Genomic DNA, 21,546 nt, shown 5'->3' on the forward strand with positions numbered 1-21,546 from the left:
TGTTTGAGATGAGCGAGACCCACGTTGAACAAATCGTAAGCCTGCTCGAAAAATACGGCCTCAAGGAAAAAGACTGGGAGGACCTCTACGTTGCCATCATCAACCTCGGCATCAAAGACAAGGCCGAAATCACCCGCGAGCTGTACAACTACCTCACCACAAAATACCCCCGCCACGTCGCGCTCGGAATACTCGCAGTCATAAGAGCCAAACACTTCAACGAGCTCTTTGATGAGGCCAAATACGTGGAAGGCTACCACATCAGCTCCACAGGAATAGAAGTCTTCCAGAAACTCAGGGAACAGCGGGAACACGGCGGAACGGCCGAGCCGGCAAGAATAGAGGAAGTGGATCCGGAACCCGGGACGATAGCCTACTGGCTCACGGGGGTGGAAACATGAGCGTCGAAGCGGTGAGGAAGGCCAGCGACAAGTTCAAGGACAAGCTCATCGAGGACATCGAGAAGGTCCTGAAGCAGATGGACGAGGAAGGCCTCGAACACGTTGACCCCAGCGTCCTCGACCCAGTTCTGCGGGTGTGGATAAAGGGACAGTACGGCTTCATACCCACCTCCATCACGAGGGACCTACTCACCGCATACAAAACAGTACTGGAAAATTATAGAGCTGTTCCCGATGCAGGGAACATCGAGGAACAAGGCGTTCCCAGCCATCGAAGCGAAGAGAACGGGGAACATTCAATGTTCCCAACGTTCCGCTACCGTTCCCTAAAAAATAAGCTTGGTCCGGAGAAATTTGAGGTATTGCTTAAGTCTCTTAAAGAGACCTATGGATTACCTCGTCCGGTTCATGCTAATACAATACTCATAATGCTCGATATAATGGACGAAGGCAGAGAACTAATCCCGAGGAGCATCATTGAGAAAAAGTTAGCAGAGGAAGCAGGATTCACAGAGAGCATGGTTAAAAGAATGAGAAAGGATTTCTTCGGCAACGGGAACACGGCCAAAACCCTTCAGGCCGTCCTCTTTGATGCCGTTGGTGAGGTGAACGGTGAGCCTGCTTACAGGCTCAAGGATTCGGTGGTGAAGTTTGTTAAGGCGAAGGTGCTTGAGCTACTCGGCTATGAGGCCGAGGCTGAGGAGCTCCTCGACTACGTGAACAGTGCCAAGGACTTCATCAGGAACTTTAGAAAGGACGGTGAGGAGGTTTACCTCGAGAAGGTCAGGGAGGTGGTGAGGAACGAGGAGAGGGTTTTCTACGTGGACTACCTTGACCTGGTGAAGTATGACCCGAGGCTGGCGAAGGCTCTCTTTGATGAGCCTGAGTTTGTTCTCGGTGCTTTCGAGAACGCTGTGAGGGAACTTCAGGGGGAAGTCTTTGAGGAGGTTGCGAGTCTTGAGCCTGAGCTTTTTGATGGTGAGTTTGAGCCGGTTGATGTTGAGGTCCGCGTGGGTAATTTCCCGCGGGTGTTCAGGCCGAGGGATATGAGGCCTGAGCTTGTTGGTAAGTTCGTGGCGGTTGAGGGTTATGTTACCTCGGCCTCGAAGGTGGTCCCGTTCTTTGAGGTGGCCACGTACGTGTGCAAGAGGTGCGGCCATGAGCACGGTCTTTTGAACAGGCCGACTATGGACCCTGCAAGGCCTCCGTCCAAGTGTCCGGCCTGTGGTGCTAAGAATTCGTGGGAGTTCAATGTGAGGAAGTCGAGGATGGTGAAGATTCAGCATTTCGTGGTGAGGGACGCGCCTGAGAGCCTGAACGTTGGGGAGAACGCGAAGGAGCTTGAGGCCTACATTCTTGGTTCTGGCGCGGGTGCGGTTGATGTGGGTGATAAGGTTGTCCTCTACGGGATTTTGCGGGTGAAGGAGAGGCTCAGGAAGAGCCTCGCCGAGTCGGATTACGTTCTGGAGGTGATTCATGTGGAGCAGTTGAACAGGGGGTATATTTCCGAGCTGAGCAGGAAGGACATTGAGGAGGTCCTCAGGCTGAGGGAGAAGTTTGGGGATGATTTACCGGATGCCGTTGCTCGGTCGATAGCTCCGTGGATTACCGGCTATGATTCGGTGAAGAAGGCTCTGGCCTTGGCAGTGGTCTCGGCCGAGGGTTTGTGGGACAAGAGGACGACGATTCATGTTCTCCTCGCTGGTGACCCTGGTGTCGGCAAGTCGAGGCTGGCTTTGGATTTGGAGAATGTCGCTCCGAAGGTCCTCACGGCTGAGGGTGGTGGGTCCTCTCGCGCTGGCCTTACCGCGAGCTTTGAGAAGGATGAGCTGACGGGTAAGTTCACGGTGAAGGGTGGTCTGCTGGTCCTCGGGAGTGATGGTGTTGTCCTGGTCGATGAGTTCAGTAGTTTGAAGAGGGAGGACATCAACGCGCTGAAGACTTGCATGGAGCATGGGTTTGTTGCTCCGGCCAAGGCCGGGATTTCTAACATGAAGCTTCGCGCCACGGCTACAATCATCGGCACGGCTAATCCAAAGGCCGGAAGGATTAACAGGAGTCAGCTATTGATTGACCAGCTGGATGTCCCGTTCCCGGTCCTGACGAGGTTTGATCTGATTTTCGCGTTCTTTGATGAGGCTGAGAAGGAGAAGGACGAGGAAATTGGGTGGAGTATTCTGAGCGAGGTGAAGAGGCGTAGGAGGAAGAAGCCTCCGGAGAGGGTTATCCCGGCCGAGACCTTGAAGAAGCTGTTCACTTACGCGAGGTTCAATGTGTTCCCCGAGCTCGATGACGACGCTGGAAGGTTGATGGTTGAGGAGTTCAAGCGGATTAGGAGGAAGACGAAGCAGAGTGGAGCGCCTGTGAGTCGTAGGGTTATGGATGCGATAGTGAGGCTGGCTTATGCTCATGCCAAGCTGAGGCTGGCTGAGAGGGTAGAGAGGATTGACGTTGAGGAGGCCGTGAGGTTGGTCTGGGAGAGTCTGGAGTATGTTGCTTACGACCCTGAGACCGGGGAGGTTGATGCGAGCATCCTTGAGGTTGGTGTTCCTTCGAGGGAGCGCGAGAGGTTTGAGCTGTTCGTGAATGTGGTTGAGAAGCTGGCGAAGAAGTATGATGCCATTCCTCTTGAGGTCCTGCTGAGGACCTTGGGAGAGAAGGGTCTAGGTGAGGATGAGGTCAGGCGGTTCCTTGAGAAGGGTGAGCGTTTGAATTATCTCAGCGTCGAGGGGGAGTTCGTGAGGTGGTTGTGAGACGGGAGAAATCTCCCGGTTTCTCCAGTTTTTGACTACACTGCTTAAATGGTGGAGGGTGAAAATTGGTGATTGAGGGGGAAATCCCCCGGTGAAATTGGGTGAAAGGTGGTGAGACTGGTGGAGGACGCGAGCGGGAGAAAGCTTTACATCTGTCTTCGGTGCGGGAACAGGTTCTGGAGCCGTGCAAAGAAGCCGCAGTGTTCTGTGTGCAAGTCTAAGAGGGTAATGCTCTACGAGGACTTTTTGAAGCTTCCGCAGGAGGAGCAGGAGAAGATTTTGGGAAAAAGGAGGCCTGAGAAGGAGGAAAAGGTAGAGGCTGCGGGGTTGAAGGAGGGTGAAACTGGGGGAAAGGAGGTGAACCTCGAGGTTGAGGAGGAGAAACTCGAGGTGAAGCGCGAGGAAAAGCCGGTGAAATCAGGGGAATCCCCCAAAATCACCCATGGTGAGAGTGTGAAAAAGGGTGATTCACCCAAAATCCCCCGGGTGAAGAGGGGTGAAAAGCCGGGGGAGAGGGTGAAGGGTGAAGGGGTGAATAAGCTCAAAATCCCGAGGCTGAGCTGGAAGGGTGTTGCTGTTCTGGTGGGTACGGCTGTGGTTTACTATCTCTACAAGACTGGATGGTTTGATAGTGTGTTCGAGAGTTTGAAGCGGCTCGGTGGCGAGGAGCAGGAGCCTGAGGAGGATAAGCCGGTCGTTAGGTCGAGTCCGATTCTCAGGAAGATTGAGAGGAACCTTGGGAGGGGTTGAGGGGTGGCAAAAAAAGAAGATCTTTTCACTAAGATATGGAAGATGAGTAGTGGGTTTCTGGCAGTAGATGGAGGTAGGAGATTATTAGCCTCAGATAACCCCTCTGAGAGAGTTGTTGGAACTGCAGAGCTTGTAGTTGGAGTTATCCTATACAAAATAACTGAGTGAGGTGAGCGTGATGTTTGGAGAAGGTGAGAAAAAGAAGTATTTCTGCCTCCACTGTGGGACTGTTTTTGAGAGCGAGAAGGATGCGCCTCAGTGTCCTAATTGCCACAGGAGGAAAGTTGTTTCTCTGGAGCTTCTCAGGAGGTCCCTACAAAAGTATGGGGACGAGTTGATGAGACCTGATGCCTCCCAAGAGTCCCCCGAGGGGGAGGCCGAACAGGTTGTCGGGAAGTCCACTTCTAGCGCTGAGGAGCTGTTAGTCGAGGGAGGAAAAACCGTGATAATCAGGATTGTAGTGAGGTGAGCGTGATGTTTGATAAGGCGAGGCTGGCAATGGCGATGGCGAACCCGGTTACGGCCGTGAAGGTGAAGAGGCTCAGCGAGTGGGTTGATTCTCTGCTGGAGACCTTGAACGAGACTGATGTCGAGCCTCCTGAGAGCGGGGATTTTCAGGATGCCGTCATGACTCTCCTCGGCAAGGCGAGGGTGAAACATGTGGCTGAGAAGAATTCTCTGGTCATTGAGCTGGGTAAAGAGAGGAAGCTGAGGCTGGTGGCGAGCTTCAAGGTGGTTGGCGATGAGTGAGGAGGCCGTTGCTCAGGAGGTCGTCCTGGACGAGAAGGACATCACGGCGTTAGTGGAGGACGTGGATAAGGACCTGGAGGAGGTCGAGGAGCTACTCAACGAGGAGGCCGAGGTGGAGGAGGTTGCTGAGACTTCGGGTTTGATGAGTGAGGAGGAGTTCAACGCTCGCCTTGATGAGTTCGCCGAGAAGGACCACCAGCTTACAGTCCTGGCGAACTATTACGTGAGGACGCTGGAGAGGAAGGCGAAGGAGGCCGGGGTTGATGTGGACTTCTCCGTCTGGTGGGAGATTGGGAGGCCGAGCCTTAACTCCGGCCTCTGGTACATGGAGAAGGTTGAAGGTCAGGTTCTGCAGGTGAGCGGGAAGTTTGGCCTCCTGGTCGGTGCCGGATCCCTGCTGTTCCTGACTTGGATGTATAAGAGCGCGGTGAAGAAGGCCAAGGCTGGCGGGAAAGGTCAGGAGTCGAAGGAACTTTCGTCTAGGACCTCGGCGAAGGAACTTTCAAGCGAGACCGGAAAAGAGGAGAGGCCGGTGAAGACTGAGATGGAGGCCTTGCGTGAGAATGCCAAACCGAAGGAGCCGGAGAAGCCTGAGAGTGAACTTTTAGCGAAGATTAGGAAGAACCTCGGCTCCTGATTCTTACTTTTTGGGAGGTGATACGTTGGCGATTCTGGACGTTGATATTCCACCGTGGAGCATTGATTTAATCTACGGGAACACTGGGAGCGGGAAGAGTTACTTCGCGGGGTGGCTTGTTGAGCAGGCGTGGGAGAGGGGGAGGAGGTTTATCGTTCTGGACACGAAGGTGAAGAACCACATAGGTCTGGTGCAGTTGAAGGGTGTTAAGCTGCTCAAGGTGATGGTGGGGAAGCGGTATAATTGGCGTAAACTCCTCGACTTCGGCCAGGTGCTGGTGGTCCCGACGAGGGGGACCATCAACAGGATTGGCGTGGAAGGCCTGGTCGAGCAGTACTACAAGCCTCTGCTGGATGAGATCTTCAGGAGGGACAGGGATAGGATTATCGTGGTGGAGGAGGCTCACCGCTACAATCCCTCGAGCCGGAGGCCGGGGAAGGAGCTGGAGCAGTTGTTCAGGGAAGGCCGTGACGGGAAGCTCTACACGGTGGCCATAACGCAGTCGATAGCGGACTTCCCGAAGCTGCTCTTCCGCCAGGCGCAGCGGCATTTCATCTTCCAGCACTACGTTCCGAATGATGTGATTTACCTCAATCGGATGATCCCTGGGTTCGGCGAGCTGAACGACCGGCTGAGGGAGCATGATTTGATTGAGTTTATCCCGCCGAATAGGACCCGCATCATAAAGAGAGAACTCGTTGTGAGGAGGACGAGGCATTTTGGGTGAGGCTTATGGCGAGGGTTTACCTTTTTGATGACAGGAATTCCATCTTTCATGCGGTCCTTGGGTTTTTCAGTGCGTTCCTGTTGGGGTGGAGCCTGCTGGTCCTCGTGATCTTCACGGCCTATGAGGTCCGCGAGCCTGAGGATCCTACGGCCACGGTGGGGGACGTGGTGGAGTTCCTGATTGGTTACATTTACGGCCTGGCTTTCCTGGTCTGGCTGGCGTTAGGGTTTTATACCGGATTGAGATAAACCTACTCCGAGGTGGGTGGGATTTGACCGCTACGAAGAGAGAAGTGAGTGAGGTTGTCGTTACTGTTCCGCGAGACATTGATATTAAGGAGTTTCGGAAGTTAGTGAGACTGGCCGTTTTGAGGTACTTGCGGGAGAAAGGGGTCAGTGAGGAGGAGTTAAAGAAGATTCGGGTGAGGGTGGAGGTGGCCTCGGGTGAAGGTTAAGGTCAAGGTTTACGGAGCTTCAATATCTGAGAAGGAGCTTAAAAGCGAGATTAAGCGGGTTCTTGAGGTTAGGAAAGTCGCGAGAGAGTTGTATGAGCTCCTTTCGGAGGAGGAGTTAAATGAGATCGAGAAGGAGTCAAAAAAGAGAGTCTCATTCAGGGACTTCGGGGATATTGATTGACACGAGCGTTCTGATTGACCTCTACAAGAAGAGAAAGTTGGAGGAATACGCAGGCTCGGCGATTTCAGTTATAACTCTCTTCGAGTTCACTAGGGGAATTAGGGGAGAGAGGAAGCGAGTGGCAGTTCTTAAGCGTCTGGAAAAGATTTTCAAGGTTGAAGGCCTGGATAACCTAACTCTTCTTATGGCTTCAAAGATGTACAGGAAATTGAAAGAGAAAGGGGAGCTTTTGGAAGATGCAGACCTCCTGATTGGAGCGACGGCAGTTGCTAAAGGCTATGTTGTGTGGACGAAGAACGTTAAGCATTTCAAAAGACTTGAGCAGTTTGGTGTGAAACTAAAGAGGTGAGCGGGATGGGTGTTTACCTCGACCGCGAGGCGAAGGAGATTGTGGAGAGAGTTAGGAGCGAGCTGGTGAGGAAGCTCGGCGTGAGCGAGAAGGACATTTCTGTAAGCATGGTCATCAAGCACTTATACTACCAGGCCAAGAAAAACGCGAGTTAGGCCGTTTTCTCCCGAGTTCTCCACTTTCCTTCAGTTTTTAGTTACATTGCTTAAATATCCTGGGAGCTTATTCTATGGCGAGGCCGTTTGGCCTCGGCGAGAAAAACTGCGAGGTGAGCGAGATGGACTGGAAGGAGATCTTTACGGGAGACTTTGTTGTGAACATGCTGAGCGTGATCGTGGCCTTGGTAATATACGACAAGTTCGTTAAGGGGAAGATCTGAAGGCGCAGGAGCGAGGCCAGGGAGGTGAGAAAATTGTATAAGGTGAAGGAGACTCTTGATGACGTTCTTACCATGCAGGTGAAGAGCGTTGACCTGCCGCGCAACGGGGTTATTGACAGTATCGCGCTTCTCGCGAACTTGACCCTCAGCAACTCGGACACGGCTAACGCCGCTACCGTCAGCATGGAGGATATTCTGACAGGGATAAACGAGATCCGTGTCGTCTCTAACGGGAACGTCGTCCACTACGCGCTTAAGGGGACGGACATCGCTTATCTGAACGTTTACGATACTCACGGGAAGGCGCTTAGCCTTGATGACACCGTGAGCGTTCCAGCGGGTGGAACGGCTAACGTCCAGTTCCTTATCATGCTGGATGCTGGGAAGATTCACGCGCTTATCAAGGATCAGCTTCAGATTAAGGTCGAGTGGAACACCAGCATAGCCGCTAACGTGAGTCTGAGCGATGCCACGATCAAGATAACTCTAGACAAGGAGGTTTATGAGAGCGGGGAAGAGTACGTTATGACGTACGCGGGTGCCGAGTGGGGTGAGATTTTCATCGAGGAGCCGAAGGTTTACGCTATCGAGAAGAGCTTTAACGCGCTCGGAGAGCTTACTGAGGTCTTTGAGCTTCCTGTCGGTTCGGTTCTCAAGAGAGCACTTCTCGTCTTCTATGACGAGAACGGCAACCGTGCGGACATTGTTGACAAGTACGCGCTTGTCAGGACGAGGCCGGCGAGGATTGAGCTTTACAAGATTGATTACCCGACTTCGAGAGAGCTGGACAAGATCCAGTACAAGCTTAAGGCCGTCCCGACTGGCATGACGATGTTTGACTACGACCAGGAGGTCATACTCGGAGGCCTTGACCTCCGCGAGGAAGCCTCTGGAACCTTCAAGATTGCGCTTAAGACCAATGCCGCGGGTAAGATTCGCTACATAAGCCACGAGATGAACCCGCAGGTTATCAGCCTCTGATCCTCTTTTCCTTTAATAATCAGCCGGCTAAACCCAGCCGGCTCGAATCATTCTGGAGGTGTAAAAATGTCCGAGAGTCCAATTGTGGTCAAGACCGATGGCGGTTACGGGACGATTCTTCAGATAGTGCTTTACTTCATCTCGTTCCTGGCGATAATCTACGTTCTCTACAAGCTGTTCGGCATGTTCAAGGACTGGGGGAAGAAGATCGAGGAGAAGCTGAAAGAAGTGGGGGAAGTGGTGAACCCTTCTGATCTGCCGGAGAAAGCAAAGGGAACAGCGGAAGACATCGCGACGATAGTCGAGGGAGTCCTGACTGGGAAGACCAATACGCCAGAATACAACACGGCAAAAACTAATCTGCAGTACGGGGGTGCTGAGTGGGAGCCGGGAAACGCGAAGGTTGACAAAGAGGGAAACATCCACAAGTATGGAACCACAATAAAGCCTGGCAAGTCTAAGACTTTTGCGGGAGGAACCTACATCGAGGAGGTTCATAGCAACCTAGTGAAGTGTCCTTATGCTGGGAACCAGCTTCTGACTAAGGAGGAGTGCTTGGCGAGGAAGTATTGGTTCAGTGATTACGCTAACTTCTCGGCGTGGCTTCAGGGTGTGAAGTATCGTCTGAAGATCGAGGGGAAGGATCCCAGCAATATGAGCCTCGATCAGATTGTGGCCTGGGGACGGAAGTTTGACGCGGAGAAGAGGAAGCACTCGGATAGTAAGCCGACGTTGGGACGGCATGAGCCGGATGAGTGTCATATCCCAGCGGACAAAGCGGCAAAGATGAGCGATGAGGAGCTGAGAGCGCTTTATGAGAAGTGCAAGAGGAAGAGCCAAAGTCAGGTTGTCCCTTCTTACAAGACTAATCAGGAGCTCGGAGAACTTTACGGCAAGCGGTGGGAGGCTGTTGCGAGGAAGTACCAGAATCCGGTGAACGGGGGAGGGAGGTCATTTAGGCCTGTCGCGGTGGTGAGGTGAGATGAAGTTGGATAAGGATACGCTGATTCAGGCGTTTGTTTTGTTTGTTCTCTGGATGGCGTTTCAGATTGAGTTCAAAAAGTTCCTTGATAGGGTGAGGTGAGGAAGGATGATAACGACTGGTTACGTCTGGATAGGCGGGAGGAAGATTCCGATAGCGCCTATGCCGATCAAGGAGGTAAAAGCGCCTATTGCGCCTAGGAAGGAGCCTCCACATGTTCTCCCGGTGAAGCCTCTCCCGGGGGAACCGGACTTACCGAGTCCCGGGTATCCTAGACTGCCGCCGAAGCCAGCACCAAAGCCGCCGGTTATAAAACCGGCACCGAGGCCACAACCAAAACCTCCTCAGCCGAAGCCAGAACCGAAGATTGGTTTTCCAAAAGACGCGTCGATCCAGGAGATCCTAAATAACCCGCGTTTGTTTGTGTCTGAGACGGGAGAGGTGAACGTGAATCTTGTAGTGAAGTATCCATACCTCCTCAAAGCCTTCAAACAGGTAACGGTCGTGTATGCACGTGGAAAAGCGTTCCAGTATAACGGAAAAACCTTCTACGAGTATAAGGGAGCAATAACAAATTCGGGGTACGGACTTCTTCTGACGATAAAGAGATGGATCAGGGAGAAGGATGTCCACATTCTGAAAATACAAGTCAAAGATGATGTTGTCCAGGATACTAAGAGGCTCCAGGACGCGTTAAGGCGTGTTGCCGGGTTTGCTAGTGTTGAACCCAAACCCATCAGGGAGCAAATCTACGAGCCGATTAAGAGGGAAGCCAGGAAGCTTTTGACGCCTGTTGAGGTTAAGAAACCCCCTGCAACAAAACCAGTTCCAAAGGTAGTCCCAAAACCGAAGCCTGAACCTCCAAAACCACAGCCGAAACCGGCACCGAAGCCTACTATTCTCCCAAAACCGGTTCCGAAGCCGGTCCCTAAACCAATTCCACAGCCTAAACCCGTGAAGGAGAAGATTGAGAAGGACACGGGGATAAAGACCGTTCCAAAGCCGAAGCCTCCCGAGCCGAAGCCGCAGGAGGTCAAGAAACCTGAACCTCCAAAGCCGAAACCTCAGCCTGTTGTTCCTAAGTACGAGCCTAAACCGGCGCCAAAACCACAGCCGAAACCGGCACCAAAGCCTCCAGCACCAAAACCGGCCATAGTTCCAAGGCCAGAGCCGAAGAAGGTAACCGTAACTACCACCATACCTCAGCCGAGGCCTCCGGCACAGCCGGGGATTTCTCAGAAGGACATGCTGAAATACGCGATAGCTGGAGCTGTGCTTTTGGCGTTACTCAGGAAGTAGTGGGGTGATCAAGTGACTCCGGAAGAACTCCAGTTGGCTTCATCTCTCCTCACTATCCTCTTTACTTCTCTGATGACTGCGGCAGTGACGGCGAAGGCTAACGAGCGCGTTCTCAAAGGTGCGTTGGAGAGGCTGGACGATCTGGAGCAGAGGATGTTTGATCATGAGAGAAGGATAAGCCGGTTAGAAGGATTGCGGGTGAGAGCATGAGAAAGACGCGTTATAAGTACCTCGGAAGGCGCGTGAAGGATCGGCGAGAGAAAGGACTCGACTCGGCGAGAGAGTTCTACGACATCATGAAGGCCATCATGCGGGACTGGAGGAAGGGAAGGATCAGCGCGCGGACGGCGCGCGGGAGGCTATTACTCCTCTACCGCTTGAGCTTCAAAAAGAACAATTCGAAAATCGAGCACTTGAAGAATTCTACCCTCCAAAAGATCCGGAGGAGGATTAAGAGGCTGATGGAGGAGGTGAGAGAATGATTTTCCCGTTTACCGTGAAAATTCCGGCAAACACGGAGAATGATACTCTTATTGGAGAGTTTGAGGTTCCAGATGGATACCTTACTCACATTTACATAGACATCCCCGCGGGATGGAGCCTCACCTGTGGGATCAGGCTTGAAACCGAGGATGGGAGGAGAATTCCAGCAGATACAGGACTGGAGAGGTACTTTACTGGAGATGACAGCAACCTCGACTTCTGGTATTCAATCCTGCCTGTTAGACAGGGGAAGATGAAGATCTTTGGTGTGAACTATGACACTAACGATCATTACGTGACCGGTTACCTTGAAATCCTCACGGAAGAGGAGCTGGCAATACTCAGGTGGCTCAACGGGGGTGATTAAATGCCTGTGAAAGCACTGCGCGGGAGAAAGGACTTCTCACACCTGAATTATACGGAGGTCGCGGGGGACATCAAACCGGCAAAAGCCGAAGATACGATAGACCCTCAGACAGGTGATCCGGTTAAGTATAATGCGATCTGGAACGCTGATGAGAGCGCAGCACATGAGGTAATTCTCGACACCGAGAACCGTCCTCTCCTTGAGGTTTACGTGAGAGCAACTGCGGCAACAAACGTTTACATTGACATTTCGCAGGACGGCACGAACTGGATCACGGGAGCGCATAGTTGGAGCGGAGTCACTTCGCTTAACGAGGGTTTCTTTAATGCTTCCCGATTTGTGAGAGTCAGAACCGACGCTGCTGGAGTCTCAGGAACAGACACAATTACCATTATGATAGTCGCCAAGTGAGGTGGTGGAGAATGCCGTTTAAGCCATTTCCTTCTCTTCCAACGAATAAAGACGGTGTCATCATCATTCCTAAAGGCTACGTTAAACTCCCCGAGCCAATGGTAAGTGATTACATTATCCCCAACTCGGTAGTAGCAAGCTCCGAATTGTATCGGGAGGCTGGTGATCCGACTGTTAGTGTGGTTGGTGATGCACTTAGTTACTCAATAGATTCCGTCAATAAAAGAGTAGGAATTGAGTATATAGCAAACAAGACAGTAAACAACAGTGACTATGTAACACTAACATTCACTATGGACTTCACGAATTTAGAGCCAGATGACATGTTCAGCATATCGATACTAGATAAGTACCTTGTATCTTATAGCAAGATACTTGTCACCAATAGTAATGGAGACACATTATTATCAGTATCGGATCCAGATTTGCCAGATGACACTATAAAAACATTCAACATCCCTCTCGGAAATATGGCAGGATCTGTTACCGACATTATCGTAAAGGTATGGTTGTATTATACATCAAGCTATGTGCAATCGTCTGGTTTCGTAGCAGCGTACATATACTATCCGTTTATAACCACCCCCGCAAGTGCGGCAATCGATGGGGACACAACCAGTAGATGGTATCCAGGGACTACGAATCCCGGCGAATGGCTCCAGATTGACGCTGGGAGCAACAGCATCATTGGTGGAGCGAGGATTTACTGGGGTTCCAACGTGCCAAATGCGTACAGAATACAGGCGAGCGTGGACGGTTCAACATGGGTGGACGTTTACACCGCAACATCCCCACCAACGCCAAACAGCTGGACGGAATACAGTTGGCCAGCTGTCTACGCACGCTACCTGCGCCTTTACCTTGACGACCAAGGATTGAACCCCGTCGAGGTTGCCGAGTTCCAGTACTACAGCAGGATCACTGACCGTGTGGCGGCCGAGCACGGCCACGGTTCAGGACCTGAACCGTGGAAGAAGGGAGCGTTCTTCAGTTCGTTCATGAGAGCAATGTCAAAAGGTGGGGGGACGGCACCAAGAATCGCCGCGATGCGCGGATTCCATAGGAAAAAGAGACTGAATCAGAAGATCAACGACAAGAAAAAGAAGTCTCGGCTGACTAAGCAGGATATACTTGAGTTGATAGAGGAGCTTAGGGAGTACATCGACTTTAAGGTTCCGGACTGATATCCCTCTCTTTTTTGCTGGTGGTCAAGTTGATGAGTAGGGTTAACCTTAAGAGCGAGAGGGTGAAGGGTAAGATGGTGCGGAGGATGGCGACGAGTATCAAGTTCAGATTCCTCTCAGAGGAAGAAGTGGCAGTAGATTTAATCCGCAGGATAGCCAAGAAAATCCACGAGAAGCCTGAAGACGTGGCGTGGTTCCTCGAAGTTAAGTCCATAATGGATAAACTGGGAACCGGTGAGTTTTCAAAGAGCGCGAAGCCTGAACCCCTCGAAACATCAAAGAGCGTCCAGGCAATAATGAGCGAGGTTAAGAAGTCCTACAAGAAGTTTAAGCGCATCGAGGCCAAAATGAAGAAGGCCGGCCTACGCGCATCCCCAGATTGCCGAAAAGTGCAAAGGGAGAAAGAGTTAGTCGGTGAGTTGTATGGGTGAGAGGAAAATCTACAATCTCCTAACTGGAAAGTGGTATGTTGTGAGAGAATCAGAACGTGGGGAGCGTAAGGTCGTAGGCCTGTGGAACGTGCAGAGAAAACGGAAAAAGAAAAAGTCGGTCTGGAGTTTAATCCGCTAAAGCTCCAAAATCCCGAGCTCTTCTTTCAGCTTGTCCACCATGTAATAATAGATCCTCACAGCATTCTTCACGTTCCAGCGGTAATTTCTGCCACCAACGTTCTTCGGCGCTCTTCCCTGGAGGAACTCAATCAGATGGAACGCATCGGCCGGCGGATTAGGAACAGTCGTCATCACGTTATCGTTCATGAAGTTCTGGAAGAACTTTCTGAAAAGCGATAGGTCCTTATGCCTCTCCGGGTGGTTTAACATTGTCCTCTTGTAAGTGTTGTCCTTCCTCATCTCATACCCTGAAGCCTTGAACCGCTTGAGGTCCTCAACAAGTTCCACGGGGAAGACGGCGATGTAACCCCTCTTCGTCTGGTGCTTTCTGCGCGGCAACTTCACCCGCTCCATGTCATATACTGCTATTTTCTCTCTGTACTCTTCGGGAATGCCAAAAGCCTTGAAAGTGTCATCAATCACCCTATGGTCGAACTGGTTCATCAGAGCTCTCACTTCATCACCGCGGAGGCCGGTGAAGGCAAGAAGCTTGAGGTAAAGCTTGCGCGCATGGACAACCTCAGGCTTTGAACCCTTCACATCCTTGATAATCTCCCTAATGTCCTCAGCGCTGATGACCTTAGCCGACTCAGGCCTAGCTCTGGTTCTTATGTTTGGAATCACGGCCTTGAAATCAATGGCCTCGCTCTTTCTAATCCTGCCAGTTGAAACCAGAAAGTTGATGTAACTCCTGATGGCAAGGTAGGCTTTCCTGTCAGGGGAACCGGATGAGGTTGGGGGTATTGACTCGACGATTCTCCTGAGCTCTTCTGGAGTGTTGGCCTTCTTTCCCCAGAGGTACTTGTTGAGTTTGCTGATGTAGTCTCTGGCCAGAGAAGGAGACTCCCTTTGTATCCATTTGGCATATTCTTCGCGGTCACGACCATAATGGATCTTGGCTGTTGAATCAATCAAAGCCTCTGTAAAAACGTCTTGGGTCCCTGGCTCGCTTTTTGTCATTGCGTCGGCGAGAGGCCTTCTTTCGCCAAAATCCGCCATCTCGAGTCCCGCGCCTTCCCAGGCTAGGCTACCTCGACGCCCCGCTTTCTGAGGCGATCGGGATATTCGAGAAGGAAGACCCGGATCTGATTCTCGTGTTCGATGGGAACCTGTACAAAGGAGTTCTGACCCAAGATCTTATAATTAGATCCCACCTCAAGTGGGATCCGACTAAGGCCAAGGTTAGAGACGTTTACAAGCCCGCCCCCGTTATCAAGCCCGATGAGGACCTCAGCAAGGCCGCAAAGCTCATGCTCGAGGTCGACCTGCGCTCACTCCCGGTTGGGGAGTCCAAGGCCGAGATCATAGGGGTCATAAGCGATATGGCGCTCTTGGAGCGCGTTTCTCAGGAGGCGTTTGGAAAGGAGAAGGTAGAGGCCCACATGACCAGGGACGTCATCACCCTCACCCCCGAGGATACCGTCGCAAAGGCCCTCGCAACGATGCGCGACCACGCCATCTCAAGGATCCCCGTGGTCAACGAGGAGGGCAAGCTCGAGGGGCTCGTCACCCTTCACGACCTCATAATAAGGTTCATAAAGCCGCGCTTTAAGGCCCAGTACGGCGAGGTCGCGGGGGAGAAGATACCTCCCTTCAGCATGCAGCTCAGGGACGTCATGATAAGGGGAGTCATAACTATTCTCCCGGATAAGAGGGTCAGAGAGGCCGTTGAGATCATGAAGGACAACAACATAGACGGACTCGTCGTCGTCAACGAGGAGAACAAGGTCGTTGGAATCCTGACTGTAAAAGACCTGCTCCTCCCAATATCCAAGATGACGGAGAAGGAGGCCCGCTTCTACCTCCAGCTGGCCGGTGATGCGCACATACTCAGCGACTTCACGAGGGAGAGGATAATAAGCGACATAAGGAAGTTCGTCGATGGGTACGAGGACATACTCGGCCAGGAGGGCATAATCTACCTCTACATAAGGCGCTTCAGGGAGAAGTTCCGCGGAGTCCACCTGTACCAGGCCAGGATGAGGATAGTCACCGACAGGGGGGTCTTCGTCGCCACAGGTGAGACCTGGGGTGCCATACAGGCCGTTCACGACGCCCTTAGAGCCGTCGAGAGGCAGCTACTCCAGAAGGCAGAGCTTGAGAAAGACGTAAGGTACGCGAAGAGGTTCCTCGAGAAGCTCGAGTTCTGAATCCTCCTTCCATTTCCCCTTCTTCCGCCTTTTGGGGTTTTAAACCTCTAGTTCAGGAAACGCTTTTTTGATACTTGTTCCCGTTCTATAAGGGGAGTCGTATGAAGTCCAAGACGTTTGAAGTTGACCTTTCATATGGCTGGGGCTCGATATCGTGGATCCTGTCAAGACCCGAAAAAACGCTACCGTTTTTCCCATATTTCAAAGAGCTCAGGGGAAACAAAGTACGGTTCGAAGTTCCCAGGTTTGTATTCAACTTCGGCTACGAGTTCACCCTCGATTACAGCATACAGGAAAACAAGGCAATATACACCTTCCGGGGGGAGAAGGGAATACTCACAATAACTTTTGAGATGGATGAAAACAAGCTCAAGATAACCGCAAGCTGGTCGGGCTTTGGGGAGATCCTAATGGGGAAACCGCTCGAGAATTTCACAAGGGGCATAGGCACTGCCATAGCAGAGTTCTGCTCGGCGGCAAAGTGTCCAATACAGGCGAGAGAGGAAACGGTGGAAAACTTGACTCCGGATCTCCTGGTGGCCCTCATAAAAAGAGCCGTATTGGAAGTCGGCAGGAACTTCCGCCTTGAGGGGCAGAGTGAAGAGGGCTCGTATTTCTCAATAATAGTCTCAGACGGCGTTTTGAGGGAGCTGAAGATTAAAAAGGAAAGCAGAGAATCGATAGTAAAAGCCGAAGTCCCCGTCACGTCACTGGATGGAGACCTCTTCAGTGACGTCCCTACGAACATGAGGTTCCGTATAAAGATCTCGGGAATTTGAACTCCTTTTCATTCCCTCTTCACAAAACCACGGAAAGCTTTTAATCCAAGGGGTTTAACCACTCCAGGTGATAGACATGAAGCAGAGAAAGGGACTTCTCATAATCCTCGACGGACTCGGCGACAGGCCGATCAAGGAGTTCGGCGGAAAGACGCCGCTCGAGTACGCAAAAACGCCAAACATGGATAAGCTCGCCAAGATGGGAATCCTGGGCCAGCAGGACCCGATAAAGCCCGGCCAGCCTGCCGGAAGCGACACCGCCCACTTAAGCATCTTCGGCTACGACCCCTACAAGGTCTACCGCGGAAGGGGCTACCTCGAGGCGATGGGAGTTGGCCTCGACCTCAGCGAGGACGATTTAGCCTTCAGAGTGAACTTCGCCACCATCGAGAACGGCATCATAACCGACAGGCGCGCGGGCAGGATAAGCACCGAGGAGGCTCACGAGCTCGCGAAGGCCATTCAGGAGAACGTCAAGATACCGGTTGATTTCATCTTCGTCGGAGCCACCGGCCACAGGGCAGTTCTCGTTCTCAAGGGTATGGCTTCTGGATATAAAGTCGGTGAGAACGACCCCCACGAGGCCGGAAAGCCGCCGCACAGGTTCGATTATCAGGATGAGGAGAGCAAGCGCGTTGCTGAAATCCTCGAGGAGTTCGTCAGGCAGGCACACGAGATCCTCGATAAGCATCCAATAAACGAGAAGCGCAGGAAGGAGAGCAAGCCCGTCGCGAACTACCTCCTCATCCGCGGCGCTGGAACCTACCCGGGCATACCGATGAAGTTCACGGAGCAGTGGAAAGTCAGGGCCGCTGGAGTAATAGCGGTCTCGCTCGTCAAGGGCGTCGCCAGGGCGATAGGCTTTGACGTCCACACCCCCGAAGGGGCAACGGGCGAGTACAACACCGACGAGATGGCCAAGGCGAGAAAGACAGTGGAACTGCTCAAGGAGTACGACTTCGTGTTCCTCCACTTCAAGCCGACAGATGCAGCGGGCCACGACAACAACCCCAAGCTCAAGGCCGAGATGATCGAGAAGGCCGACAGGATGATAGGCTACATAATCGACCACATCGACCTTGAAGACATCGTCATAGCGATAACCGGCGACCACAGCACGCCCTGCGAGGTAATGAACCACAGCGGCGACCCGGTTCCGCTCCTCATTGCCGGCGGCGGTGTCAGGCCCGACCACACCGAGAGCTTCGGCGAGCGCGAGTGCATGCGCGGCGGCCTCGGCAGGATAAAGGGCCACGACATCGTTCCGATAATGATGGACCTCATGAACAGGAGCGAGAAGTTCGGGGCTTAATTCGGCCTTCTTCCAGCCCCATTTTTCAGGATGTAGAGCGAGAGCGGGACCACTGTCAGAAAGAACGCCCAGATCACGGCCCCATAGAGCTCCGGGCTTATCCCCCCTTTCCTCTGAAGGATAACCAGGATGCCAACGATTATTAGATACGCACCCAGTTCGAGCGTGAAGATTTTAGATGCGGTTCTCCTTCTCCTCCAACCATTACTTAGAACCTCCCCCAGAAGGTAAATGACACCCATTACAACTGAAAGCCAAGCGGCGAGTTCCCAGCTTTCCATGGGTTACCCCCACCTTTAGTATCTCGTGCTTTCTCCTAAAAAGCTTCCGGGTATGCCAACCACAAACTTTATAAACTCGGCATGCATATGTAATATTGAGCTTACATATGGAGAAGTGAAGACACATGAGGAAAAAGTTGGTAGGGTTTGGACTGCTGGTGCTGGGCCTCTTTGGCCTGGTGCTTGGAGGGGCCGCTGCCTACATGGGCACCCCCGGCCCCAACCCGGCTGTGGAAGAAACCGCCCAGAACAGCTACGCGGACTACTACGCGCCGCTCAGCGACGACGAGACCAGTGGTCTGCTCTACATGGTAGAGGAGGAGAAGCTCGCGAGGGACGTCTACCTGACGTTATACAACGAGACTGGCCTTGTCGTCTTTGACATGATTGCAGAGAGCGAGGGGAGGCACATGGACGCGGTATTGAGCCTCATCGAGAAGTACAACCTGACGGCACCGGACACCCTCGACGAGGTCGGGGTCTTCGAGAACCCAGAGCTTCAGGCCCTCTACGACCAGTTAGTTGAGCAGGGAAGCCAGAGCATCGTTGATGCACTCCAAGTAGGGGCGCTCATAGAGGAGACCGACATCAAGGACCTTGAGGACTGGATAGCCAAGACGGACAACGAGGACATAAAGGCCGTTTACGGCAACCTCATGGCCGGCAGCGAGAACCACCTGAGGGCCTTCGTGAGGAACCTCGAGGCTCAGGGAGTCAGCTACACCGCCCAGGTTCTCCCACAGGAGCAGGTTGACGAGATACTCAGCAGCGAGAACGGCCACAGCGGGCACGGAAAGATGGGAGATGGAAAACATGGACACGGCCCTATAATGGAGAAAGGAAAGCACGGACACATGAAGGGCATGAAAGGTAACGGCCAGAAAGCTCAGAAAAAAGCTAGAATGGGCCCAGCTGACGGTAGTGGGCCCCTTCGCGATGGGAGCTGCGGAATGAACATTATGGGTTAATCCCACCCACTTCTCCCTTTTCTGCTCAAAGGTGGAACGATGTTCTGGCCGGTCAAATGCCCGCCGGAGGTGATTCCATGAAGTCCTCGGCGCTGCTAAGAGGCGTGGTGGACCTCTTGTTACTGGTTGTCTTCGTGGTGATTGGACTTACTGGAATCGGACTTTACCTTGCCCCAAGCGGAAGGATAGCTGACTCGATAGGGTGGACTTTCCTTGGGCTTGACAAAGATACACTAACCGCGATCCACACGTACCTCGGGTTCGTCATGATTGGCCTGGTAGCGCTGCACCTTATAATAGGTTTCAGGAGCATGGTAACGATGCTCCGCATGGGGTTCAAGAAATCGAAGGTCAAGGGGATGGCAGCGCTACTGGTCCCATTCCTGCTAATCGGAGCGGGATACCAGGCCTTTGCGTACTACACCGGGGAAAGTGACACCGAGACCAGCACGGAGGAATATTATACCGTGGAAGACAACTCAACAGTCTATATAACGGGCACGATGATGAAGTACTACACCGTCCAGGAGCTGGCGGACAACTACGGGATTCCGGTCGATGATCTGATCCAAGAGCTTGAGAAGAGGGGCATAAAAGCCTCTCCCGACGAGAAGCTCGCCGAGATAGAGTACGAGTACAACCTCGATAGGGAGGAGTTTAAGGCCATGCTGGAGGAGATAATAGCCTCACTAAGGGGTGATGAGGGTTGAAGAGGCTAAGTACCCTGATGGTCGTGTTCCTACTGATTGGAGCGGTGATCATCGGGGGATGCATAACCGGTACCGAAAACGGTGGTGAGACAAGGGCAGGCGGGCCTCCGGAGGGCAAAGGCTACGGACAGGGCGCCTCATCGTCTGAGAACGCCCCCAACGTACTGGCACTTCCGTCAGAAAACCTAAGCCAGGAGGAAATAGAGGCGATACTCTACATGCGCGAGGAGGAGAAGCTCGCTAGGGATGTTTACCTAACGCTCTATAACCAGACCGGGCTGAGGATATTCGAGAACATAGCGAGGAGCGAGCAGACTCACATGGACATGGTGCTCCAGCTCATCGAGAAGTACAACCTCACCGACCCTGCCGAAGGCAAGGGAATAGGTGAGTTCACCAACCCTGAGATACAGTCCCTCTACGACCAGCTCGTTGAGAGGGGAAGCAAAGGCGACGTTGAGGCACTCAAGGTCGGGGCTCTGATAGAGGAGGTGGACATCAAGGATCTAGAGGAGTGGCTATCCAAGGTTGATAACGAGGACATAAAAGTAGTCTTCGAGAACCTCATGGCAGGCAGTGAAAACCACCTGAGGGCTTTCACGAGGGTGCTGGCCAACAACTATGGGGTCGAGTACTCGCCGCAGGTTTTGAGCGAGGAGGAGTACAGGTCAATAGTCGGGAACTAACGGAAAGCTTTTATCCCTTCTTCCGTATTTTCCCCAAGTGAAGACAGCGGTGTTTAAGATGGCCCAGAGTGTCGAGGAGCTGGCAGCGGTGTGCGAGGCCCTCTCAAACCCGGTGAGGGTTAGGCTTCTCAAGCTTCTCTCGGAGAAGGAGTGGTACGTCTACGAGCTCGCCAAGACCCTAGGGATTTCGAGGCAGTTGCTCTACCTTCACCTGAAGAAGCTTGAAAAGGCCGGCCTAGTTGAAAGCGAGCTCCGCCTTGAACCCGACGACCCAAGGGCCAAGAAGTACTACAGGGCAAAGCCCTTCAAGATCGTGATAGACAACGACATGATAACGAAGCTGGAGGGGTGAAAGATGCCTTGGGGAGGTGAGCACATGTCAACACCCAGCGGGTGGATAAGCATAATCCTCGGGTTGATAATCCTCGTTGTGATGGTATTTGCGTTCTATCAGGTGAACAAGACGCTGAACGACTTCAAGGTCGAGCTTGAGAAGCTAAAGAACGCGCTCGAAGAAACGAGAAAGAACACCGAGGAAATAAGGAAGAAGCTCGAAGAGGTTTAACCAAAGAGGAGTTCAAGTTCCTTTTTCATGAGGTTCCAGTTCATGGCTAGGTGAATCAGTATCAGGACCATCATGAACAGCCCGTACCTCGCACGCAGCCTTAGAAAGTCAAGCTGGGTCATTCCGAGGAAACTTCCCTGCCTTGCCGAGACGAAGGTTCCCACCGTTATAAAGATGACACCCAGGAAGGCTACGAACAGAACCAGCGAAAACGCCGCCTTCATCCTGAGCTTTTTCTTCATCTTTGGATTCTTCTTGGCCTCTTCAAAAACCTTAGACATTGGATCCATGGTATCACCACTCCCCCAACGGCCACGCTTTTATAAACCTTCGCTCCACACATCTGGCCATTTTAGCGTTTAGACAGAAACCTTAATTAAGTTCGGATTCCTAATC

33 protein-coding genes and 1 pseudogene are annotated in these 21,546 nt (G+C 52.5%); 31 read left to right on the plus strand and 3 right to left on the minus strand.

The window, feature by feature from the left end; genetic code table 11:
• Nucleotides 1-8: 8 nt before the first annotated feature.
• The 23 genes from ACZ5AM_RS09330 to ACZ5AM_RS09440 all read left to right on the plus strand — a co-directional run bounded on the left by ACZ5AM_RS09330 (nt 9) and on the right by ACZ5AM_RS09440 (nt 13,519).
• On the plus strand, nt 9-401 hold the full coding sequence (locus ACZ5AM_RS09330; RefSeq protein ID WP_464914690.1) for a hypothetical protein: 393 nt from the start codon (nt 9-11) through the stop codon (nt 399-401).
• Complete coding sequence (locus tag ACZ5AM_RS09335; RefSeq protein WP_464914691.1) at nt 398-3,154, plus strand: minichromosome maintenance protein MCM; 2,757 nt, start codon at nt 398-400, stop codon at nt 3,152-3,154. Before ACZ5AM_RS09330 ends, ACZ5AM_RS09335 begins: the two co-directional genes overlap by 4 nt.
• A 111-nt stretch (nt 3,155-3,265) precedes the next feature.
• Complete coding sequence (locus ACZ5AM_RS09340) at nt 3,266-3,904, plus strand: hypothetical protein (protein WP_464914692.1); 639 nt, start codon at nt 3,266-3,268, stop codon at nt 3,902-3,904.
• A gap of 3 nt (nt 3,905-3,907) precedes the next feature.
• A complete protein-coding gene (locus tag ACZ5AM_RS09345) occupies nt 3,908-4,072 on the plus strand; it encodes a hypothetical protein (protein ID WP_464914693.1) in 165 nt (54 codons plus the stop codon).
• Between the two features lie 10 nt (nt 4,073-4,082).
• Nucleotides 4,083-4,373, plus strand: coding sequence for a zinc ribbon domain-containing protein (locus tag ACZ5AM_RS09350; RefSeq protein ID WP_464914694.1), 291 nt, complete (start codon nt 4,083-4,085; stop codon nt 4,371-4,373).
• A gap of 5 nt (nt 4,374-4,378) precedes the next feature.
• Nucleotides 4,379-4,654 (plus strand): hypothetical protein, encoded by a 276-nt coding sequence (locus tag ACZ5AM_RS09355; protein WP_464914695.1) that lies wholly within the window; start codon nt 4,379-4,381, stop codon nt 4,652-4,654.
• The gene (locus ACZ5AM_RS09360) at nt 4,647-5,291 is read left to right on the plus strand and encodes a hypothetical protein (RefSeq protein ID WP_464914696.1); all 645 of its coding nucleotides are present in this window, start codon (nt 4,647-4,649) and stop codon (nt 5,289-5,291) included. Before ACZ5AM_RS09355 ends, ACZ5AM_RS09360 begins: the two co-directional genes overlap by 8 nt.
• Before the next feature lie 25 nt (nt 5,292-5,316).
• Nucleotides 5,317-6,018 (plus strand): ATPase, encoded by a 702-nt coding sequence (locus ACZ5AM_RS09365; protein ID WP_464914697.1) that lies wholly within the window; start codon nt 5,317-5,319, stop codon nt 6,016-6,018.
• Nucleotides 6,019-6,023: 5 nt separating this feature from the next.
• Nucleotides 6,024-6,266 (plus strand): hypothetical protein, encoded by a 243-nt coding sequence (locus ACZ5AM_RS09370; RefSeq protein WP_464914698.1) that lies wholly within the window; start codon nt 6,024-6,026, stop codon nt 6,264-6,266.
• Nucleotides 6,267-6,289: 23 nt separating this feature from the next.
• Nucleotides 6,290-6,472 carry a hypothetical protein gene (locus tag ACZ5AM_RS09375; protein ID WP_464914699.1) on the plus strand — a complete coding sequence of 61 codons (183 nt, stop codon included), beginning with the start codon at nt 6,290-6,292 and terminating at the stop codon, nt 6,470-6,472.
• Nucleotides 6,462-6,653: a hypothetical protein gene (locus ACZ5AM_RS09380; RefSeq protein ID WP_464914700.1), complete on the plus strand. Its 192-nt coding sequence runs from the start codon at nt 6,462-6,464 to the stop codon at nt 6,651-6,653. Before ACZ5AM_RS09375 ends, ACZ5AM_RS09380 begins: the two co-directional genes overlap by 11 nt.
• The gene (locus ACZ5AM_RS09385) at nt 6,646-7,002 is read left to right on the plus strand and encodes a type II toxin-antitoxin system VapC family toxin (protein WP_464914701.1); all 357 of its coding nucleotides are present in this window, start codon (nt 6,646-6,648) and stop codon (nt 7,000-7,002) included. The genes ACZ5AM_RS09380 and ACZ5AM_RS09385 overlap by 8 nt, the downstream gene beginning before the upstream one ends.
• A 5-nt stretch (nt 7,003-7,007) precedes the next feature.
• The gene (locus ACZ5AM_RS09390; protein WP_464914702.1) at nt 7,008-7,157 is read left to right on the plus strand and encodes a hypothetical protein; all 150 of its coding nucleotides are present in this window, start codon (nt 7,008-7,010) and stop codon (nt 7,155-7,157) included.
• Nucleotides 7,158-7,231: 74 nt separating this feature from the next.
• Nucleotides 7,232-7,381 carry a hypothetical protein gene (locus tag ACZ5AM_RS09395; protein WP_464914703.1) on the plus strand — a complete coding sequence of 50 codons (150 nt, stop codon included), beginning with the start codon at nt 7,232-7,234 and terminating at the stop codon, nt 7,379-7,381.
• A 42-nt stretch (nt 7,382-7,423) separates the two neighbouring features.
• Nucleotides 7,424-8,362, plus strand: coding sequence for a hypothetical protein (locus ACZ5AM_RS09400; protein ID WP_464916117.1), 939 nt, complete (start codon nt 7,424-7,426; stop codon nt 8,360-8,362).
• Between the two features lie 66 nt (nt 8,363-8,428).
• On the plus strand, nt 8,429-9,343 hold the full coding sequence (locus ACZ5AM_RS09405) for a hypothetical protein (protein ID WP_464914704.1): 915 nt from the start codon (nt 8,429-8,431) through the stop codon (nt 9,341-9,343).
• 109 nt (nt 9,344-9,452) lie between these two features.
• Nucleotides 9,453-10,643, plus strand: coding sequence for a hypothetical protein (locus ACZ5AM_RS09410; RefSeq protein WP_464914705.1), 1,191 nt, complete (start codon nt 9,453-9,455; stop codon nt 10,641-10,643).
• Between the two features lie 12 nt (nt 10,644-10,655).
• Nucleotides 10,656-10,853 (plus strand): hypothetical protein, encoded by a 198-nt coding sequence (locus ACZ5AM_RS09415; protein ID WP_464914706.1) that lies wholly within the window; start codon nt 10,656-10,658, stop codon nt 10,851-10,853.
• Entirely contained in the window at nt 10,850-11,125 is a 276-nt protein-coding gene (locus tag ACZ5AM_RS09420) for a hypothetical protein (protein WP_464914707.1), read from the plus strand. The genes ACZ5AM_RS09415 and ACZ5AM_RS09420 overlap by 4 nt, the downstream gene beginning before the upstream one ends.
• Entirely contained in the window at nt 11,122-11,493 is a 372-nt protein-coding gene (locus tag ACZ5AM_RS09425) for a hypothetical protein (protein ID WP_464914708.1), read from the plus strand. Before ACZ5AM_RS09420 ends, ACZ5AM_RS09425 begins: the two co-directional genes overlap by 4 nt.
• Nucleotides 11,494-11,904 carry a hypothetical protein gene (locus ACZ5AM_RS09430; protein ID WP_464914709.1) on the plus strand — a complete coding sequence of 137 codons (411 nt, stop codon included), beginning with the start codon at nt 11,494-11,496 and terminating at the stop codon, nt 11,902-11,904. It abuts the gene before it with no gap.
• 11 nt (nt 11,905-11,915) lie between these two features.
• The gene (locus tag ACZ5AM_RS09435) at nt 11,916-13,088 is read left to right on the plus strand and encodes a discoidin domain-containing protein (protein WP_464914710.1); all 1,173 of its coding nucleotides are present in this window, start codon (nt 11,916-11,918) and stop codon (nt 13,086-13,088) included.
• A gap of 32 nt (nt 13,089-13,120) precedes the next feature.
• Nucleotides 13,121-13,519 (plus strand): hypothetical protein, encoded by a 399-nt coding sequence (locus tag ACZ5AM_RS09440; RefSeq protein ID WP_464914711.1) that lies wholly within the window; start codon nt 13,121-13,123, stop codon nt 13,517-13,519.
• A 135-nt stretch (nt 13,520-13,654) separates the two neighbouring features.
• On the opposite strand, the gene ACZ5AM_RS09445 is transcribed toward ACZ5AM_RS09440, so the two are convergent.
• On the minus strand, nt 13,655-14,698 hold the full coding sequence (locus ACZ5AM_RS09445; RefSeq protein ID WP_464914712.1) for an integrase: 1,044 nt from the start codon (nt 14,696-14,698) through the stop codon (nt 13,655-13,657).
• Nucleotides 14,699-14,730: 32 nt separating this feature from the next.
• Between ACZ5AM_RS09445 and ACZ5AM_RS09450 the strand changes: the two are divergent.
• From ACZ5AM_RS09450 to ACZ5AM_RS09460, 3 genes and pseudogenes are all read left to right on the plus strand, one after another.
• A pseudogene (locus ACZ5AM_RS09450) lies at nt 14,731-15,849 on the plus strand (CBS domain-containing protein); the annotation flags it as partial.
• Between the two features lie 101 nt (nt 15,850-15,950).
• Nucleotides 15,951-16,628: a hypothetical protein gene (locus ACZ5AM_RS09455; protein ID WP_464914713.1), complete on the plus strand. Its 678-nt coding sequence runs from the start codon at nt 15,951-15,953 to the stop codon at nt 16,626-16,628.
• Nucleotides 16,629-16,704: 76 nt separating this feature from the next.
• The gene (locus tag ACZ5AM_RS09460) at nt 16,705-17,940 is read left to right on the plus strand and encodes a 2,3-bisphosphoglycerate-independent phosphoglycerate mutase (RefSeq protein ID WP_464916118.1); all 1,236 of its coding nucleotides are present in this window, start codon (nt 16,705-16,707) and stop codon (nt 17,938-17,940) included.
• On the opposite strand, the gene ACZ5AM_RS09465 is transcribed toward ACZ5AM_RS09460, so the two are convergent.
• A complete protein-coding gene (locus tag ACZ5AM_RS09465) occupies nt 17,937-18,221 on the minus strand; it encodes a hypothetical protein (protein ID WP_464914714.1) in 285 nt (94 codons plus the stop codon). The genes ACZ5AM_RS09460 and ACZ5AM_RS09465 overlap by 4 nt on opposite strands.
• A 125-nt stretch (nt 18,222-18,346) precedes the next feature.
• Between ACZ5AM_RS09465 and ACZ5AM_RS09470 the strand changes: the two genes are divergently transcribed.
• The 5 genes from ACZ5AM_RS09470 to ACZ5AM_RS09490 all read left to right on the plus strand — a co-directional run bounded on the left by ACZ5AM_RS09470 (nt 18,347) and on the right by ACZ5AM_RS09490 (nt 21,150).
• Nucleotides 18,347-19,189, plus strand: a complete 843-nt coding sequence (locus tag ACZ5AM_RS09470; RefSeq protein ID WP_464914715.1) for a DUF2202 domain-containing protein — start codon at nt 18,347-18,349, stop codon at nt 19,187-19,189.
• Between the two features lie 77 nt (nt 19,190-19,266).
• Nucleotides 19,267-19,899: a translation initiation factor IF-2 N-terminal domain-containing protein gene (locus tag ACZ5AM_RS09475; RefSeq protein ID WP_464914716.1), complete on the plus strand. Its 633-nt coding sequence runs from the start codon at nt 19,267-19,269 to the stop codon at nt 19,897-19,899.
• Nucleotides 19,896-20,585: a DUF2202 domain-containing protein gene (locus ACZ5AM_RS09480; RefSeq protein WP_464914717.1), complete on the plus strand. Its 690-nt coding sequence runs from the start codon at nt 19,896-19,898 to the stop codon at nt 20,583-20,585. Before ACZ5AM_RS09475 ends, ACZ5AM_RS09480 begins: the two co-directional genes overlap by 4 nt.
• Nucleotides 20,586-20,643: 58 nt before the next feature.
• A complete protein-coding gene (locus ACZ5AM_RS09485; protein WP_464916119.1) occupies nt 20,644-20,937 on the plus strand; it encodes an ArsR/SmtB family transcription factor in 294 nt (97 codons plus the stop codon).
• Between the two features lie 3 nt (nt 20,938-20,940).
• Nucleotides 20,941-21,150, plus strand: a complete 210-nt coding sequence (locus ACZ5AM_RS09490; RefSeq protein WP_464914718.1) for a hypothetical protein — start codon at nt 20,941-20,943, stop codon at nt 21,148-21,150.
• Here the strand turns inward: ACZ5AM_RS09490 and ACZ5AM_RS09495 are convergent.
• Nucleotides 21,147-21,440 carry a hypothetical protein gene (locus ACZ5AM_RS09495; protein WP_464914719.1) on the minus strand — a complete coding sequence of 98 codons (294 nt, stop codon included), beginning with the start codon at nt 21,438-21,440 and terminating at the stop codon, nt 21,147-21,149. The genes ACZ5AM_RS09490 and ACZ5AM_RS09495 overlap by 4 nt on opposite strands.
• Between the last annotated feature and the right edge of the window lie 106 nt (nt 21,441-21,546).

The organism is Thermococcus fumicolans (assembly GCF_055386755.1).